The sequence below is a fragment of the Salinicoccus albus DSM 19776 genome, from assembly GCF_000385175.1.
GTDB lineage: Bacteria > Bacillota > Bacilli > Staphylococcales > Salinicoccaceae > Salinicoccus > Salinicoccus albus.
This window is the reverse complement of record NZ_ARQJ01000033.1, coordinates 1-16,813: the sequence shown is the minus strand read 5'-3', so window position 1 is coordinate 16,813 and position 16,813 is coordinate 1. Positions and strand designations below refer to the sequence as shown.

The following is a 16,813-nucleotide window of genomic DNA, read 5'->3' as shown; positions in this document are numbered from 1 at the left end:
TCATACAATTGATGTATAATAAAATTAATGGAGGGGATACAATTGGCATTTTCGGATACATTCATACTGGGAAGCTTGCTAATCAGCTTCAGAGATGTCGTCACTATGCCATTGGTTGCCTTTATTTTACTTGCTTTATTCTTCCTCGGGTGTATTTATCAATTGTTTTCGGAACGGGTCAGTATTATCGGTATACTATCTGTGGTTGCCATCCTTGTCTTTTACTCGGCACACCTGCTGGTTGGCGGCAATAACGGAATTGCCCTTATTCTGCTGATTGTCGGTATTGTATTCCTCATAATGGGTTTTTTTATCATTGGGGCGTTTCTCGGTCTTTTCGGCGCCATAATGATGCTGATCAGCATCATTATTGTCAGCGGTAATGCTTTGCTGTTCAGTCTGTTTCTGCTGGTCATCTTCATACTAGGAGCTATTGAATTGGTGATATTTATGAAATTCAAAAAAAGAAAAATACCTTTTCTCAGCCGTTTTATCCTGACGGATGCAACAGACGCGGAATCCGGATACACTTCTTTTGATGACAGGTCCGATCTTGTCGGGGAAACAGCGACAACAATGACACCGTTCCGTCCAGCCGGAATCATACGGCACGGGGAGGAACGCATAGATGCTGTAACAGAAGGGGCATTCATCGAAAGCAATGTGAAAGTTAAAGTCATAGAAGTGGAGGGAACAAGGATCGTTGTCAGGCCATTGGAAGAGTAAGAATAATTTAAAGGAGAGTTGAACATGGATTTATTCTTTATCACGGGAAGCGGGCTGCTGATTGTTTTTCTTGTCATCGTAGCCTTCATCCTCATTTCGCTCTTATTTACTTTTGTTCCGGTCGGGCTGTGGATTTCAGCCATCTCAGCCGGGGTAAATGTAGGGATCTTTTCCCTTGTCGGGATGAGGTTGAGACGTGTCAGGCCCAAGCGGGTGATTGAACCAATGATCAAGGCCCATAAAGCAGGCTTGAAAATCAAAACAAACCAGCTTGAATCACACTACCTGGCTGGAGGGAATGTAGACCGTGTGGTCGATGCATTAATTGCTGCACAACGCGCAAACATCAACCTGACATTCGAACGGTGTGCGGCGATCGATCTTGCCGGCCGTGACGTACTTGAAGCAGTTCAGATGAGCGTCAATCCAAAAGTCATTGAAACACCGTTCATCAATGGTGTTGCAATGGATGGGATCGAAGTTAAAGCCAAATCGCGTATTACTGTACGTGCAAACATTGACCGTCTTGTCGGGGGCGCCGGCGAAGATACAATTGTCGCCCGTGTCGGTGAAGGGATTGTCTCAACCATCGGTTCCTCTGAAAAACATGCTGCCGTTCTTGAAAACCCGGACAGCATATCCCAGACGGTACTTTCCAAAGGTCTGGATTCAGGGACAGCATTTGAAATCCTGTCTATCGATATTGCTGATGTCGATATCGGCAAGAACATCGGTGCCGATCTGCAGACTGAACAGTCTGAGGCTGATAAGAACATTGCGCAGGCTAAAGCCGAAGAACGCCGTGCGATGGCTGTAGCCCAGGAACAGGAAATGAAAGCACGCGTTCAGGAAATGAGAGCGAAAGTTGTAGAAGCAGAATCCAAAGTACCGCTCGCATTCGCGCAAGCGCTTGAAAATGGAAATATCGGCGTTTCTGACTACTACAATCTTAAAAACGTTGAAGCAGACACGAGCATGAGGGATTCCATCAATAAGATGACTAACCCGACGCATTACAATGAAGAAGACGAATAGGTCGTGATACTATGGAATTACTGCCTTTGCTTATTTTTATCGGGGGCATCGTGTATACTGCTATCGCCAGCCAGAGTAAAAAAAAGTCCAACGAAGAAAAGAGAAATATCGATCGCAGCAAGATGGACAGACAGGCTGGAAAAGTCAGGCAGCAGGTACAGGACAGACGCAGTTCCAGCACTCAGCAAAATTCCGATCGAGGCCTGTTTGACTCATTGAAGGGTGAAATCGAACGCTCTTTTGGCGGGGGAGATGAATCGGATTCAAAGTCTTCATCTGAATCTTCCAGAGCACAGCCCTACTCGCGACCGAGCAGACAGGCCGCCAGTTCAGATTCAGATCGTCCCCAGTCGAGCGATGGTGGCAGAAATATAGAAGAGACTGCCAGAGAGTCACAGCTCGGACAAAAGATTGGAGACACTTACAAGGATAAGGTGCCTGCAGATCGCTCCAAACAGCGTGAACGTGCAGAAAAAGCCAGAAACACTGTGTATTCAGGCGGTATAGACCAATCGAAAGCAGAACAGAAAGTCAGTGGATTAGGAAGAGAAGCTGCAGAAGAGTCAGGATACAGTCTCGATGAGGAAGAAATTTCATCTGATTCTGAAAATAGAGAACGTACCGATAAACCCGCACCTGTGCTTACAAAAGGAGACCTTAATTTTGACAGGAAGGCGGTTGTCAACGGTATTATCTTCTCTGAAATATTGGGCAGGCCTAAATCCAAAAAGTAGCACCAGCTTGTACTGGTGCTACTTTTTTGTAATTACTGATTGAAATTGAATTATTTTGATTGACTATGATCGTATTTTACATTACAATTAAATTGGTGATGATATGATAACAAATCAGAGATACGAACGAATTTTGGATTATCTCAATACCCATGGGACAGGTTCTGTGAATGATCTGGTGGAAATAACAGACAGTAGTACAGCAACAGTGAGGAGAGATCTGACATATCTTGAATCAGAAGGCGTCTTAAAAAGAATTCATGGCGGCGCAACTCTGGGCGGACTGCAAAAAGAGGAGGACTATTCTGACAAGTCTGTCAAGAATCTTACTAAAAAGATCAGAATCGCTCAAAATGCTGCAGCATTGATAGAGAACGGTGACACTATTTTCATAGATGCTGGTACAACTACATATGAAATGATGCCATTTATAAGAGCAGCTGACATCACTGTAGTCACCAATAACGTCACCCTGATAGCGCAGCTGGTTAAAAACGGTCATCAGACACATGTTTTAGGCGGTAAAGTCAAACCGGCCACCAAAGCGGTAGTGGGCTATGATGTTGTTGAAAAATTGAAAGCGCTATCCTTTGACAAATGTTTTGTGGGTGTCAATGCAATTGATTTGAATCACGGGTTTTCAACACCGGATGACGATGAAGCATTGATCAAAAAGACAGCACTCAGCCAGTCCCGTTACGCCTATGTGCTTTCTGACAGCTCTAAATTCGAAAGGAGTGCGTTCGTGAAATTTGCAGATTTGGAAGAAGCCATAATTATAACAGATACAGAAAAGCATCCTTTTATTCAGCAATTGAATACAAAGACCCATATTATCGAAGGAGGTGGAGATGGATGATCTATACGGTGACTTTCAACCCTTCGGTGGATTATGTCGTCAGGCTTCCCAAAGTAACTGTCGGCGGTCTGAACCGTACGGATGATACCGAAAAATATGCTGGAGGGAAAGGCATCAATGTTTCGAGAGTATTGAAACAGCTTGATACAGAAACGACAGCGCTTGGCTTTTGCGGTGGATTTACCGGACAATTCATTAAAGATGCTCTGGAATCAGAGGGGATCAACCAGAATTTTATAGAGGTGGAAGGGGATACCAGAATCAATATCAAGCTCAAAACCGGGGCTGAAACTGAAATTAATGCCGCCGGCCCTTCAATCAGAGACCGCCATATTATTCAGCTGAAAGCGCAGTTAAAGACAATGACAAAAGATGATCATGTCGTATTTGCAGGCAGTGTGCCGAATGGTTTTGATTATCTTTATCAGGAACTGGCAGACATTTTATCTGCAAAAGGTATACCATTTACCATTGATGCTGAGGACAGTAAATTGACTTCAACATTACAATACATGCCTAATCTGATCAAACCCAATCGTGTTGAACTGGCAGGTGTAGTCCGCAGAGAATTGACCAGTGAAACGGATATTACAGCCGCAGCTATGGAAATGGTTGAAAAAGGCGCGCAGAATGTGTTGGTTACATTAGGGAGGGAGGGTGCGATATTCGTCAATAAAGATTACCAATACCGCATACCTTCTCCCAAAGGCATCCTCAGAAATTCTGTCGGTGCCGGTGATTCCACGGTCGCTGGTTTCATCAGCCGAAAAGACTGTTCGATAGAAGAACGCATAAGATACGCGATCGCTTGCGGCAGTGCCACCGCATTCAGTGATGATCTGGCACAGAAGGAGAATATCGGCGCATTGCTGAAAGAAATAGAAATCCAACCTATTTAAGAGGTGAAAAAATGAGAATAACAGAATTATTGACCAGAGACACAATCACGATGGCATTGGCAGCGGATGACAAACAATCTGTAATCGAGGAATTGGCCGCAGGGCTGTATGAAGCGGATAAAATCAATGATAAGGATAAATTCGAACAGGGAATTTTCAGCAGGGAAGCACAGAGCACCACCGGTGTGGGTGATGGTATCGCCATTCCCCATGCACAAACCGAAGAAGTTAAAGTACCCGCCATTATGTTCGGCCGGAGCAGGGCGGGCATCGACTATGATTCCATGGACGGTCAGCCTGCATTTTTATTCTTTATGATTGCAGCGCCTGTAGGGGAAGCCAGCACCCATCTGGATGCATTGGCCAAACTTTCTACAATTCTGATGAACAAGGACGTCAGGGATAAATTGATGGAAGCACAAAGTGCGGATGACATCCTCAGCATCATCGATCACTATGATGAATCAGAAAGCAGCGGAGAAGCAGAAACAGGCGAAATGAATGCTGATGATCCAGCGCGGCCATTCATCGTCGGGGTTACTGCCTGCCCTACAGGAATCGCACATACCTATATGGCCGCCGATGCCATAAAGCAAAAGGCTGAAGAGCTGGGTTATGACGTCAAAGTGGAAACAAACGGGTCTGCCGGCGTTAAAACTCCGCTTAATGACACGGACATCGAGCGCGCTGATGGTGTGATCGTGGCGTCTGACACCAACGTACAGATGGCACGCTTTGACGGCAAGAGTGTCGTTGAAGTACCTGTCGCCGACGGCATGCAACGTCCCGGGGAACTGATTGAGCAGGCGCTCGATAAGAACAGACCAGCATATAAGGCAGGAAAGAATGAGAGCCGGGAATCGGATATGGAAGGCAAAGGATCGAAAGGCCGGCCGGCGGTTTACAAACATCTAATGAATGGTGTTTCCAACATGCTCCCCTTTGTCGTTGCCGGCGGTATACTGATTGCAATCAGTTTCATGTTTGGCGTCAACGCAGCGGATCCTTCACATGAAAGCTATAATCCGATTGCTGAAATGCTCAGTTTTATCGGAAATAATGCATTTGATCTCATGATACCGATTCTGGCTGGATTTATCGCCATGAGTATTGCAGACAGGCCTGGGCTTGCACCCGGTATGGTCGGCGGCATTATGGCTTCTGTGATGGGCTCAGGATTTCTGGGGGCACTGGTCGCCGGTTTTCTTGCCGGCTATCTGATGGTTGGCATCAAAAAGATGCTGGAAAGTCTTCCGCAGGCACTTGACGGCTTAAAACCGGTATTGCTCTATCCATTAATTGGTGTCTTTCTGACCGGTGTCATTATGTATTATATCGTTGACCCGCCGGCAACAGCACTTAACGAATGGATGAATACAACGCTCGGTAATATGAGCGGCGGCAACATTGTATTGCTGGGTGCAATCGTTGGGGGCATGATGGCGATTGATATGGGCGGACCGATTAACAAAGCCGCCTATGCCTTCGGTATTGCTGCATTGTCTGCCAACAATCCTGAACCGATTACAGCTGCGATGATTGGCGGCATGGTACCGCCGCTCGCAATTGCTGTCGCCACAATGATGTTCAGAAACAGATTTACGGAAGTCGAACGTTCATCCGGCCCGACCAACCTGATTATGGGGGCATCGTTCATTACAGAAGGAGCGATCCCTTTTGCAGCAGCAGATCCGCTCAGAGTCATTCCAGCGATGGTAGCTGGATCAGCGACAGCCGGCGCCCTTGCCATGGCATTCACTACAGCTGTCAATGCGCCGCATGGCGGACTGTTTGTCGCGTTGACCATCGGGGAAGGCAGACTCATGTTTCTGCTGGCATTATTAATCGGCACAATCGTCGGTGCATTACTGCTGGGGGCGGCCAAGAGAACTGCAAAACAGTAGTTGAATATACAAAAACAGAGCTGCGGGGTTCCGCAGCTCTGTTTTTGTATTCCTCTGTCTATTGATCCAAATAACGATTCAGGAACCGGAGATCGTCCACCCCTATAATATCGACCCCAAACTGTATCAATATAGAAATGGTGACTGTTGATACGATGACACTCAACGTCACCCACCAGAAAGTCGCTTTTTGGGAGCCGCCCAATATTACGGCGGTAAGTGCGGCGAAATGGCTGCCGACAATGAAAGGACCGAAAAAACCCAGTCCGGGCACCCCATATTTTTTGAATATCCTTTCCGCTCTTTCAGACTGTCTGCTTTTTCCCTTACCCTTTCGCTGCCTTCGCCTCAGATACCAGCGTTTGATACGGTCCATCATGACGATTATGATGAACAGTGTAAGGATATTCCCAGCAATACCGATAATATTGGTCAATAAAAAATTCATACCTCCGAGTACACCAATTGGCACCACGATAAATGCCTCAAGCAGCGGTATTGCTGAAAAAGTAAATACGACCAGATAGGCGATAATCGCTGATGTGTTCATGGTAATCCTCCAATAACAGTCGTACTTCATGTGAAAAATTGACTGTAATATAAATTATAAATGATTTTGAATGTAAGTCTATGGATACGGGATAAAAAGTTCGATTTTCATTTCGAATTCAGTTGAATTTATCAAGCCGCAAAGCCTATAATATAATTAAGAATATTCTAAAATTATACAGGGAGATGAACTTTTGAAAATCCGAAGTGATATCGTAGAAGATGCTGTAGAATTCAGAAGACTGCTGCACAGAAATCCGGAACTCAGTAACGGGGAGCATGAAACATCGGAGAGAATACAGGCACAATTGGATACACTCGGCATCCCTTATACGACAGGATATGCTGGAACTGGCGTGCTTGGTGTCATTGAAGGCAGCCACCCGGGGAAAACGGTGGGACTGAGGGCCGATATAGATGCCCTGCCCATTACGGAAATATCGGGAGAGGATTTCAGTTCTCAAAATGAAGGGGTTATGCATGCATGTGGTCATGATGCGCATACTTCCATGCTGATTGGCACAGCCAGAGTGCTGCTTGAACGCAGAGACGAGATAAATGGAACGGTTCTGCTGATATTCCAGCCCGCGGAGGAACTGTCTCCGGAAGGCGGATCCAGAAAAATGATGGCGGACGGCGTGTTTGAAACATACACCCCTGATGTACTCATCGGCCAGCATGTATGGCCAGGGCTGCCTGTCGGCCAGTTTGGTATCATGTCCGGACCGATTATGGGCAATTCGGATAAGTTCATTCTGCGTATCAAGGGGGCTGGCGGCCACGCCTCTATGCCGCACGATACGGTGGATGCCATCATCGTGGCGAATCAGGTGGTGAGCAGTCTCCAGACTATCGTCAGCAGAAATGCTGATCCCGCAGAGCCTGCAGTCGTCACCGTCGGCAGGTTCGAGGGGGGGACGAAGCATAACGTAATCGCCGAATCTGTGGAAATGGAGGGGACAATCAGGACACAATCTGATTCGATGAAAAAATTGGCAAAAGACCGTTTTTATAAAATTGTTGAGCAAGTGACCGCGGCAATGGGCGCAGCGGTTGAAATAGAATTCTATGATGGATATCCCGCCACCGTCAATTCAGAACGATGGGCAGACGAACTGTATAAAACAGTGAGCGGGCTGTATGGAGAAAAAGCTGCACCAAATCTGAATCCCAGCCTTGCCGGTGAAGATTTCAGCCGATTCCTGCAGCAATATCCAGGGGTTTACTACTGGCTGGGCAGTTCAGTTGGCGAGGATCAGAAACCATTGCATAACCCTGCTTTCAGATTTAATGAGGCGGCTGTGCCGTACGGTATCGAAGTCATGTCGCAGGCAGCAGTGGATGTATTAAATGCGTTGGAGGAGGATGTTGAATGAATTATGGAACACTGCAGGATTTTGCAGTAAAAAAACGAAAACAGCTTCATCAGACACCGGAAACTGGATTTACAGAATTCATTACAACCTACGAAATTTATCAGGAAATCAAAGATACCGATTTCCAACTGCACATAGGCAGAGATATACTGGTTTCTGACAAACGGATGGGGATACCGGGGGAAGAAAAAATAAGTCAAAGCCGTGACCGTGCGCTGGCTTACGGTGTCCCCGAAACATTTCTGAGATTCGTTGATGACGGACATACCGGTATTGTTGCTGTGCTGGACACACAAAAACCGGGCAGCCATACTGCCTTAAGATTTGATATTGACGGCCTGCCGATAAATGAAAGCGAGGCAGACAGTCATATCCCGGAATCTGAAGGGTTCCGGTCTTTACACTCAGGTGAAATGCATGCATGTGGTCATGACGGCCATGCTGCCATCGGTATTTCTGTGGTGAAATTTATAAATGACCATCAGGAAAAGCTGTCCGGTAAATTCACTATTATCTTCCAACCGGCAGAAGAAGGGGGCAGAGGTGCCCGAAGTGTCGTGGAAAAAGGATGGCTTGATGATACCGACTATTTCATCAGCGGCCATCTGGGTATAGGCGATCACCCGGCCGGAACGATTTCAGCAACATCCAAAGATTTTCTTGCGAGTACGAAATTTGATGTTGAATTCAAAGGTAAAAGCGCACATGCCGGTGTTGAACCGAATGAAGGTAAAAACGCAATCCTTGCTGCTTCAACTGCAGTACTTAATTTGAATGCCATCCCGAGACACCGTGACGGTTCAACACGCATAAATACCGGCGTGTTGAAAGCGGGCAGCGGCAGAAATGTGATCCCGGACACAGCCCATATGATGATGGAAACGCGAGGTGCAACTTCTGAACTGAATGATTATATGTATCATCAGGCCGAAAGAATCATGAGCGCTTCAGCAGCAATGTACGACCTGCAGGCAGATATAAAATTTATGGGACATGCACCGGCTGCGTGTTGCAGCGAAGAATTCATCGACATAGTCAAAGCAGCCTGCAAAGACAACAGTGATATCGATGAGATTCATGATGTTCTGCCTTTAGGTGCTTCTGAGGATGCCACATATATGTTGAACAGGGTGATTGAAAAAGGCGGCAAAGCAACTTATATGGTCTTTGCTTCACCGCTTCAATTTGGTCACCACCATCCGGAATTTGATATAGCGGAACATTCAATCAGAACATTCGTATCTTCAGCATGTGATATTATCAAATATTTAAATGGTTCCGGTTAAACCCCCTTCAATGTGATGGGGGTTTAACTGATTGTATCTATCTTCAGGCGGCAGAATTCAATTGCTTCTTCCGTGGCATCTATCAAATCGATCTCATTTTTCTCTTTCCTTAATTTCAATGCTTCATTAAAAGCATCCAACGCCAGCTCGTATTTCTGCAGTTCAAGGTAGTATTTACCCATATGCTGTGCTTTGAGGTCGAGGAGTTCGAAGCATTCTCTCTCATTAATGATAATCTCTGCTTTTTCAAGGCAGAGCAGTGCCATTTTGTAGTCACCAGCATATTGATAACCCTCCCCTAAGCTTATGAAGGCTGTGATCTGCTTTTTTGGATCGTCCGGGACATTTCTTAAGTATTCCGAATAATAATGTATGGCCTCTGACGGCTTGCTGATCACTTTATACAAATGGCCGAGATCCATTAGAATATCCAGTCTGTCTTCATCTGCTAAATAATCATCCAATTGATCTTCCAGTTCAAAGATAACGTTAAACACATGAGACTGCTCCGCAATCTGTGCGCTTAAATTCCGGTCTGGATTAAAAAATGTCTTCTGTAATATGAAATTCACTCTTTCTTTTTTCAATCGGTTCATCCATATCATCCCCTTCATTTGATGAGATCACCATTAACTTTTTACACATTCATCATACCACTATTCACCCTTATCAGAAAGGAATGTTAATAATGACTGCCGGCGGCTGTTTTCTGTATAATGGTATTGATTCCAATTGAATCGAAAGGATGAATAACTGTGGCAAAAAGTGTAGTACTTGCTGAAAAACCTTCAGTGGCACGAGATATTGCAGGTGTGCTGAAGTGTCATAAAAAGGGAAATGGCTTTCTTGAGGGGGAGAGACACATCGTTACATGGGCACTCGGCCATCTGGTAACACTGGCAGACCCCGAAAGCTACGATGATAAATATAAACAATGGAAATTGGAAGACCTGCCAATGCTGCCGGAAAAACTCAATCTCTCGGTCATAAAAAAATCGGGGAAACAATTCAACACCGTAAAATCACAGCTGTTAAGGAAAGATGTAGATAAAATCATCATTGCAACTGATGTGGACGTATCTCTATAAATAATTATGGGCATACAGTAATTATTTATCCTCTCTACTGTATTTATAGTGTGGAAAAGCTTATTGTTACGTGTACAAAAATAAAATTATGTACAGAAACATTTTCGAGATACTAATTATGTACAGTTTTATTAATCTCGGCTACGAAATTAACTGATAAATATAATATTTTAGTTTATTCTATTCCATTATTTATTTTAATAATGAGATTTTCAAATTAAAGAGGATTGATATTTATGAATGCAAAAAACTTTGAATATTTAGATTGGCTATATAATGATACAAGTGGTAAAAAGACATTGTCAACAGGTGAGGTCGTAGACATATGGTTTTTTACGTACGACGAAAAATCGACTATTATGAGTAAGTGGGCAAAACATTTGCGAAATCATTATTGTGATGATTATGAAATTGATTGTATGAGAAGGGCAGAAGGCTTATCCAGAACAGATTATTTAAGATTGAGAAAGTTTCCAGATGAAATTTTTCCACCTGGCCCTGCGACACGTTCAGGTGATTTTAGTGAGATTATGATTGCAGATTTTCTTGAGTATTTCTTTGATTATTTCGTACCCCGAACGCGTTATGATAGAAAAGTTAATCCAAACTCATCTACACAAGGAAGTGACCTTATAGGATTTAAGTTCACAAATGACTTCCGAACTCCTTCACCAGACGATGAGCTGATTGTTTACGAAGTAAAAGCAAATTATACTGGGACAACAAAACCTGATGCAAAACATACTCTACAAAAAGCTGTTGATCACTCAGCAAAAGACCTAGCCAGGTTAAGTGAATCTTTAAACGCGGTCAAACAAAGATACAAAGATAAAAACAAAAAAGATGAATTTCAGATGGTTGAAAGATTCCAAAACTTAGTAGATAGACCGCATAGAAGAATTTTTGGGGCTGCAGCACTGTTCTCATCAGATATCTATAATCCGGATACTATTTCGGAAGTTGATATTTCAAAACATCCAGAAAAAGAGAACTTAGAATTACTGGTTATTAGTGGCGACGATATGATGAACCTTGTACATAATCTTTATAGGAGGGCTGCTGATGAAGCCTGATACAGATTCTCTGGATATCTTAAACATAACACGGTCAAAGGCTAAAATGTTTGAGTATAACGTAGATTTTAAGGATCAAATTAAACTTCAAGTAGACAGGCACCCCTCTCGTCTTTTTGACATCTCAATAGGGATCTTGGGTGATCTGACTTATCTAATTAATGAAACACCATTTAAAGAAGATGAGTTAGACAATTTGGATAATAGTACAGTCCAATTTTCTGCGCAATTCTTTGATTACTATCTAAAAGCTCGTTTAAATGAGGAAATGAACCCGTACCTTTTGTTAATTGGGGCTGCATCGTATTATCTTTGTGATTTACCTGGTAGCACACGTGTTTTAATTGACCAATTAAAAGGACATGATATTGATTTAGAGGTACAAGGTATAGAAGATTTATTACACTGGATTCTTAAAGGAGAATTTAGTAGTTTTTTATATGTAAAAAATACAATATTTGAAAATAATCTCATGGAAATTTATGACGGATACCGTAAATTTTATAAAACAGGAGCTGGTTTAAATGAACTACTGGAAGCAACCAATAGATTAAGAAAAGAAAGTTATGAATATGGGACAGCCAGGGAACTGTTGTTTGCCGATGTAATCTGTGCGCTTACAAAAAAAAGATTAAGAAACTCTGTTTGGTTTACTTTGCCAAAGTACTCGAAATTGCCATTGGAAGTGTGGAGAAATGTATTTGAAAAAGATTCCTTTATACAAGAACTTTGGCCAGCGCAACATATGATTGGTAAAGCAGGTATTTTTAAAGGTGATTCTGGACTTATACAGATGCCCACCAGTGCTGGTAAAACAAGGGCAACAGAAATAATTGTGCGTAGTGCTTTCCTTTCTACCAGAACTTCATTAGCAATAATTGTTGCTCCTTTTAGAGCACTTTGCAATGAGATCAGTACAGACTTAAAAACCAAGTTTTATAATGAGGAAGTTAGTGTGAACGAAATGACCGACGTTTTTCAGATGGATTTTGAGATTACCGACATTATAAGGCGAAAACAAATATTAGTAGTTACTCCAGAAAAATTATTATATATTTTAAGAAACTCTCCAGAATTAAGTAATGAGATTGGTTTAATTATATATGATGAAGGTCACCAATTTGATAATGGTTCTAGAGGGACTACGTACGAATTGCTTTTGACCTCATTAAAGTTTTTAATTCCTGAAAATGCTCAATCAATACTTATTTCAGCAATAATAAATAACGTAGATTCACTTAATGAATGGTTGAATGGTGAAAAAGGTGCGATAATTTTAGGTAATAATCTTTTACCAACGTATAGGAATCTAGCACTAGTAAGATGGTATGAAGATAATAATGATTTAGTGTTTTTTTCAATAGATAAAAAGCCTGAACTAGATTTTCTTATACCTAACGTACTTATGGAATATCCTTTAGAGTTAAGTAGTCGAGAAACAAAAGAAAGATTCTTCCCTGACAAGAATGATGCACATAGTATTGCCCTATTTTTGGGCGTGAAACTTGTCGGAAAAGGTGCTGTAGCAATTTTTTCGGAAAGAAAAGATTCCATCAATTTGATGTGTAATTTGATAATTGACGCCTACGAAAGAGGGTTTTCTTTCCCAACACCAGTAGAAGAATCAGATTTTAACGAGATTAAACGTCTTCATTTTTTATATGAGAAAAATCTTGGTGTCAACCCTACTACACGTGCTGCTAAAATTGGCATTCTTACTCACCATGGTGATATACCTAGAGGAATTCGTATCTCGGTTGAGTATGCGATGAGAAAAGGATTAGCCAAATATTTAATTTGTACATCCACCTTAGCCCAAGGAGTGAACTTACCAATAAGATACTTAATCCTATCTAAACTTAACCCAAACCCAAGATATGGAGGACTTAGAGTTAGAGATTTTCATAATTTAATAGGTCGTGTGGGTCGGTCTGGTATGCATACAGAGGGAAGTATAATTTTTGCAGACCCAGAGATACTAAAAAATTTAGTACCTAGAGGAAATGGTAGAAAATGGAAGCAAATAAATACATTACTTAACCCAGATAATACTGAGTCCATTTCAAGTTCATTACTAAATGTATTTAAACCTATCTATGCTGATAATGGAGGTGGATATTTCGAAATTGATATTCCACACCTTGTCAAAATTAACTATGAAAATATAGAGGACGTGGATGACGAGCTTCAAAATATCGCCTTGGAAAATGAGGATTTTTCACTAAATGGATTAAGAAGACAAGTAACTCAACGATTAAATGTCATCTCTTCCGTAGAAAGTTTTTTAATGGCGAATTGGGAAGATTCATTTGATGATGATGAGAATGAAATAGACGAACTAGCTAAAAAGACACTTGCTCATTTTTTAACTACGGAAGAACCAGATAAAAAGAACGATAATATTGCGCAAGAAATAATTAAATTATTTAAAGTGGTTGCAAAAAATATTTCTGATAAAATACCAGAGAATAAAAGAAAAAAAGACTTTGGAACAACATTATATGGAACGAATAAAGTTCTTGGTATAGAAAACTGGGTCTTCACCTATGTGCATGAAATAAATGAGTGTGGTAATGAAGAGGAATTGCTAAAAACTATTTGGCCTTTAATAGAAGAAAACATACAAAACAGCTATTTTAATAACTTTAATAAACCTGAGATTTTGCAAGATATGGCAATTAATTGGATGAATAGTACTCCTTACGTTGAGATTATTGAAATAGAATCTATAGACAAAATAATGATAGGTCAAAGAAATCTCACGATGAATCATATCGTAGGAATTTGTGATAATGCCTTTGCTTACGATGCGACATTAGTTATTGCATCTATCATTAAAGTTATTGAATCACATGAAATGGATGTAGATCCAGAGACAATTGAAAGGTTAAAATTACTCCAGAAAAACTTAAAATATGGTTTAAGATATAAAAAGGAAATATCAATTTTCGAACTTGGCTTCTCTGATCGTATTATTTCAAATGAAATATATTCTCTTTTAGATGAGAACTATATAAATAAAAACTCTTTAATAGCTGAAATAAAATCCAACAGGAAGAAAATAGAAGAAAAATTAACTGCTTATCCTTCATATTTTTCAAATGTATTAATTAACGTACTAGAATAACAATAAACTATTGCCTAATTAACAATCCGCATTGTATCTATAAATGCGGATTGTTTTATGTTAACTAGCAAGAAATGAGTTTAAAATATATTTATTTAATCTTTAAGTTTTGATAAAGCTTCTGCAAATGGGTTATTTACAAATTCATCCTCTTGATTATTTACATATTTATCAATGTCTTTCTTAGATACCTTAGATTTTTGATATTTTTTGCGTCTTTCTTCGAAAGTAACTAGTTTTTCTCTATGTCCACATACACATGTAAATGTTTGTCCATCACCTTCACCCTAGAGCTTTAACCGTTTCTTACATTTAGGACATCTAGCATTAGTGTTTTTATAGATATTTTTTTATGATTACATGATTGGTTTTTACACCTTAAAAATTTACTCTGTTTATTTTCTACTTCTAGCATAAAATCATCACAATTGGGACACTTAGTTCCAGTGATATTATCGTGTTTAAAAGTTTCTTCCATATTCTTAATCTGGTGAACAATATCTTTAGTATATGACTTTATTTCAGAGATAAATTGACTTTTTCTCAACTCGCCTTTTTCAATTTTGAGCAGTTTTTCTTCCCATTCTGCCATCAGCGCTGGGGAACATAGATCTTCAGGAGCAAGATCCAATAGTTGTTTTCCAGTTCTAGTTAGATGCAAATACTTTCCTCTCTGTTCTATATACTGACCGTTTATAAGCTTGTCTATGACATCAGCACGGGTTGCTACAGTGCCAATCCCTCCAACAATTTGAAGTGTCTTTGCCATTTTTCGATCAGTTTCTTCCATGTATTTTGCTGGATTTTCCATCGCTTTTAATAATGAATCTTCTGTATGTCGCTCAGGTGGTAATGTGCTTCCTTCTCTAAGAAGAAGCTGACCTTTGATGTGTTGTCCTTGTCTAAGGTTGCCTCCTTTGGTACTTTGTTTCTCTCCGTAAATCTCTTTCCAACCTATCTTTGTAGTGAGGTTTTCCTTAGCGATTAGTGTTTCTCCGTTAATTTCTGCTATCATTTTTATTTGTTCATATTCAAAAGGTTCACTAAGTACTGCTAAAAACCTCTTTGTTACTAAATCATAAATTCGTTTTTCATTGCTATTCAATGTATCGATTTTTGATAAGTGAAAAGTTTTATGAACTAACTTACTAGTATATTTATCATATTCACCAAAACTACATGCTTTAATTCGGTCTTTAAGTGTCGGTACAATATCTGATGAAATAACTCGAGAATTAGTTCTCGGGTATGTTAAAACTTTATGTCTCTCATAGAGTTGCTGCATGATGCGCAACGTTTGTTTCCCGGAAAACCCATAGATTTTATTGGCATCTCTTTGTAACTCGGTTAAATCATATAACTGTGGTGCAAAGTTTTTCTTCTGCGCCTTTTCAATAAAATTTATAATTGATGTTTGGTTATTCATCTTATTATAAAGGTTGTCTGCTTGTTCCTTATTAAAAATTCTGGAATTATTTTTACTATCGTTCCAGACGAAAGTTATTCCGTTGTCTGACTTAAAAGTAACTTCATTATATTTTCTTGGAGTAAAACTTTTTATTTCTGTCTCACGTTGAGCAATTATCCCCAAAGTAGGTGTTTGTACACGTCCTGCAGATAACTGGGCGTTAAACTTAGTAGTAAGTGCTCTTGTTGCATTCAAGCCAACATACCAATCGGCTTCAGATCGCGCAGCTGCTGCGTGGTATAAGTTTTCATAATGTTTACCGTCTTTTAAGTTTTTGAACCCTTCTTGAATTGCCTTATCAGTCACTGATGAAATCCAGAGCCTTTTAATAGGCTTACTTACGTTAGCTTTATCAATTATCCATCTTGCGACTAATTCTCCTTCTCTTGCACTATCGGTTGCTACTACAATCTCATCTATATCCGAACGATTCAGTAATCTCTTTATTGAGTTGAATTGTTTTTGAGTTTTCTTTATTGTAGTTGTCCTTAAGTTAGTAGGGATCATAGGAAGGTCTTCTAAGTTCCACATTTTATATCTAGTGTCGTATGATTCTGGATCTGCGAGAGTGACTAGATGACCAAGTGCCCAAGTTATAATATATTTATCGCTTGGTGGATTTTATAATGAACTTAGCCACCTAAGGCATAAAAAACGCCATGTGAATTTCATGTTATATTGAAGTTAGC

At 40.7% G+C, this 16,813-nt stretch carries 13 protein-coding genes and 1 pseudogene; 11 read left to right on the top strand and 3 right to left on the bottom strand.

Annotated elements, in window-relative coordinates:
* Positions 1-42 precede the first annotated feature (42 nt).
* The 6 genes from G343_RS0112405 (at position 43) to G343_RS0112380 (ending at position 6,157) form a co-directional block, all read left to right on the top strand.
* Entirely contained in the window at positions 43-726 is a 684-nt protein-coding gene (locus G343_RS0112405; protein WP_020008475.1) for an NfeD family protein, read from the top strand.
* A 24-nt stretch (positions 727-750) separates the two neighbouring features.
* The gene (floA, locus tag G343_RS0112400) at positions 751-1,761 is read left to right on the top strand and encodes a flotillin-like protein FloA (protein WP_020008474.1); all 1,011 of its coding nucleotides are present in this window, start codon (positions 751-753) and stop codon (positions 1,759-1,761) included.
* A gap of 11 nt (positions 1,762-1,772) precedes the next feature.
* The gene (locus G343_RS0112395) at positions 1,773-2,495 is read left to right on the top strand and encodes a hypothetical protein (RefSeq protein WP_020008473.1); all 723 of its coding nucleotides are present in this window, start codon (positions 1,773-1,775) and stop codon (positions 2,493-2,495) included.
* A gap of 103 nt (positions 2,496-2,598) precedes the next feature.
* A complete protein-coding gene (locus G343_RS0112390) occupies positions 2,599-3,354 on the top strand; it encodes a DeoR/GlpR family DNA-binding transcription regulator (RefSeq protein ID WP_020008472.1) in 756 nt (251 codons plus the stop codon).
* Entirely contained in the window at positions 3,351-4,253 is a 903-nt protein-coding gene (gene pfkB / locus G343_RS0112385) for a 1-phosphofructokinase (protein ID WP_020008471.1), read from the top strand. The genes G343_RS0112390 and pfkB overlap by 4 nt, the downstream gene beginning before the upstream one ends.
* A gap of 11 nt (positions 4,254-4,264) precedes the next feature.
* Positions 4,265-6,157, top strand: coding sequence for a PTS fructose transporter subunit IIABC (locus tag G343_RS0112380; RefSeq protein WP_020008470.1), 1,893 nt, complete (start codon positions 4,265-4,267; stop codon positions 6,155-6,157).
* 58 nt (positions 6,158-6,215) lie between these two features.
* Here the strand turns inward: G343_RS0112380 and G343_RS0112375 are convergent, their stop codons facing one another.
* Positions 6,216-6,707, bottom strand: a complete 492-nt coding sequence (locus G343_RS0112375; protein ID WP_020008469.1) for a small multi-drug export protein — start codon at positions 6,705-6,707, stop codon at positions 6,216-6,218.
* A gap of 193 nt (positions 6,708-6,900) precedes the next feature.
* On the opposite strand from G343_RS0112375, the gene G343_RS0112370 reads away from it, so the two are divergent.
* Together G343_RS0112370 and G343_RS0112365 are read left to right on the top strand one after the other, a co-directional pair.
* Positions 6,901-8,082: a M20 metallopeptidase family protein gene (locus G343_RS0112370; RefSeq protein WP_020008468.1), complete on the top strand. Its 1,182-nt coding sequence runs from the start codon at positions 6,901-6,903 to the stop codon at positions 8,080-8,082.
* Positions 8,079-9,368, top strand: coding sequence for an amidohydrolase (locus tag G343_RS0112365; protein ID WP_020008467.1), 1,290 nt, complete (start codon positions 8,079-8,081; stop codon positions 9,366-9,368). The genes G343_RS0112370 and G343_RS0112365 overlap by 4 nt, the downstream gene beginning before the upstream one ends.
* A gap of 23 nt (positions 9,369-9,391) precedes the next feature.
* On the opposite strand, the gene G343_RS0112360 is transcribed toward G343_RS0112365, so the two are convergent.
* Positions 9,392-9,964, bottom strand: coding sequence for a tetratricopeptide repeat protein (locus G343_RS0112360; protein WP_020008466.1), 573 nt, complete (start codon positions 9,962-9,964; stop codon positions 9,392-9,394).
* A 159-nt stretch (positions 9,965-10,123) separates the two neighbouring features.
* On the opposite strand from G343_RS0112360, the pseudogene G343_RS0112355 reads away from it, so the two are divergent.
* From G343_RS0112355 to G343_RS0112345, 3 genes and pseudogenes are all read left to right on the top strand, one after another.
* Positions 10,124-10,438: pseudogene (locus tag G343_RS0112355) on the top strand (toprim domain-containing protein); the annotation flags it as partial.
* A gap of 254 nt (positions 10,439-10,692) precedes the next feature.
* Positions 10,693-11,529, top strand: coding sequence for a Hachiman antiphage defense system protein HamA (locus G343_RS0112350; RefSeq protein WP_020008464.1), 837 nt, complete (start codon positions 10,693-10,695; stop codon positions 11,527-11,529).
* Positions 11,519-14,656 carry a DEAD/DEAH box helicase gene (locus tag G343_RS0112345; RefSeq protein ID WP_020008463.1) on the top strand — a complete coding sequence of 1,046 codons (3,138 nt, stop codon included), beginning with the start codon at positions 11,519-11,521 and terminating at the stop codon, positions 14,654-14,656. The genes G343_RS0112350 and G343_RS0112345 overlap by 11 nt, the downstream gene beginning before the upstream one ends.
* A 295-nt stretch (positions 14,657-14,951) precedes the next feature.
* Here the strand turns inward: G343_RS0112345 and G343_RS14875 are convergent, their stop codons facing one another.
* On the bottom strand, positions 14,952-16,721 hold the full coding sequence (locus G343_RS14875; protein WP_083931400.1) for a DNA topoisomerase 3: 1,770 nt from the start codon (positions 16,719-16,721) through the stop codon (positions 14,952-14,954).
* Between the last annotated feature and the right edge of the window lie 92 nt (positions 16,722-16,813).

Bases quoted from the DNA above. Each gene is read 5' to 3' on its own strand.
- floA (WP_020008474.1), top strand. From the start codon at position 751: ATGGATTTATTCTTTATCACGGGAAGCGGGCTGCTGATTGTTTTTCTT.
- G343_RS0112395 (WP_020008473.1), top strand. From the start codon at position 1,773: ATGGAATTACTGCCTTTGCTTATTTTTATCGGGGGCATCGTGTATACT.
- G343_RS0112390 (WP_020008472.1), top strand. From the start codon at position 2,599: ATGATAACAAATCAGAGATACGAACGAATTTTGGATTATCTCAATACC.
- pfkB (WP_020008471.1), top strand. From the start codon at position 3,351: ATGATCTATACGGTGACTTTCAACCCTTCGGTGGATTATGTCGTCAGG.
- G343_RS0112380 (WP_020008470.1), top strand. From the start codon at position 4,265: ATGAGAATAACAGAATTATTGACCAGAGACACAATCACGATGGCATTG.
- G343_RS0112375 (WP_020008469.1), bottom strand. From the start codon at position 6,707: ATGAACACATCAGCGATTATCGCCTATCTGGTCGTATTTACTTTTTCA.
- G343_RS0112365 (WP_020008467.1), top strand. From the start codon at position 8,079: ATGAATTATGGAACACTGCAGGATTTTGCAGTAAAAAAACGAAAACAG.
- G343_RS0112360 (WP_020008466.1), bottom strand. From the start codon at position 9,964: ATGAACCGATTGAAAAAAGAAAGAGTGAATTTCATATTACAGAAGACA.
- G343_RS0112350 (WP_020008464.1), top strand. From the start codon at position 10,693: ATGAATGCAAAAAACTTTGAATATTTAGATTGGCTATATAATGATACA.
- G343_RS0112345 (WP_020008463.1), top strand. From the start codon at position 11,519: ATGAAGCCTGATACAGATTCTCTGGATATCTTAAACATAACACGGTCA.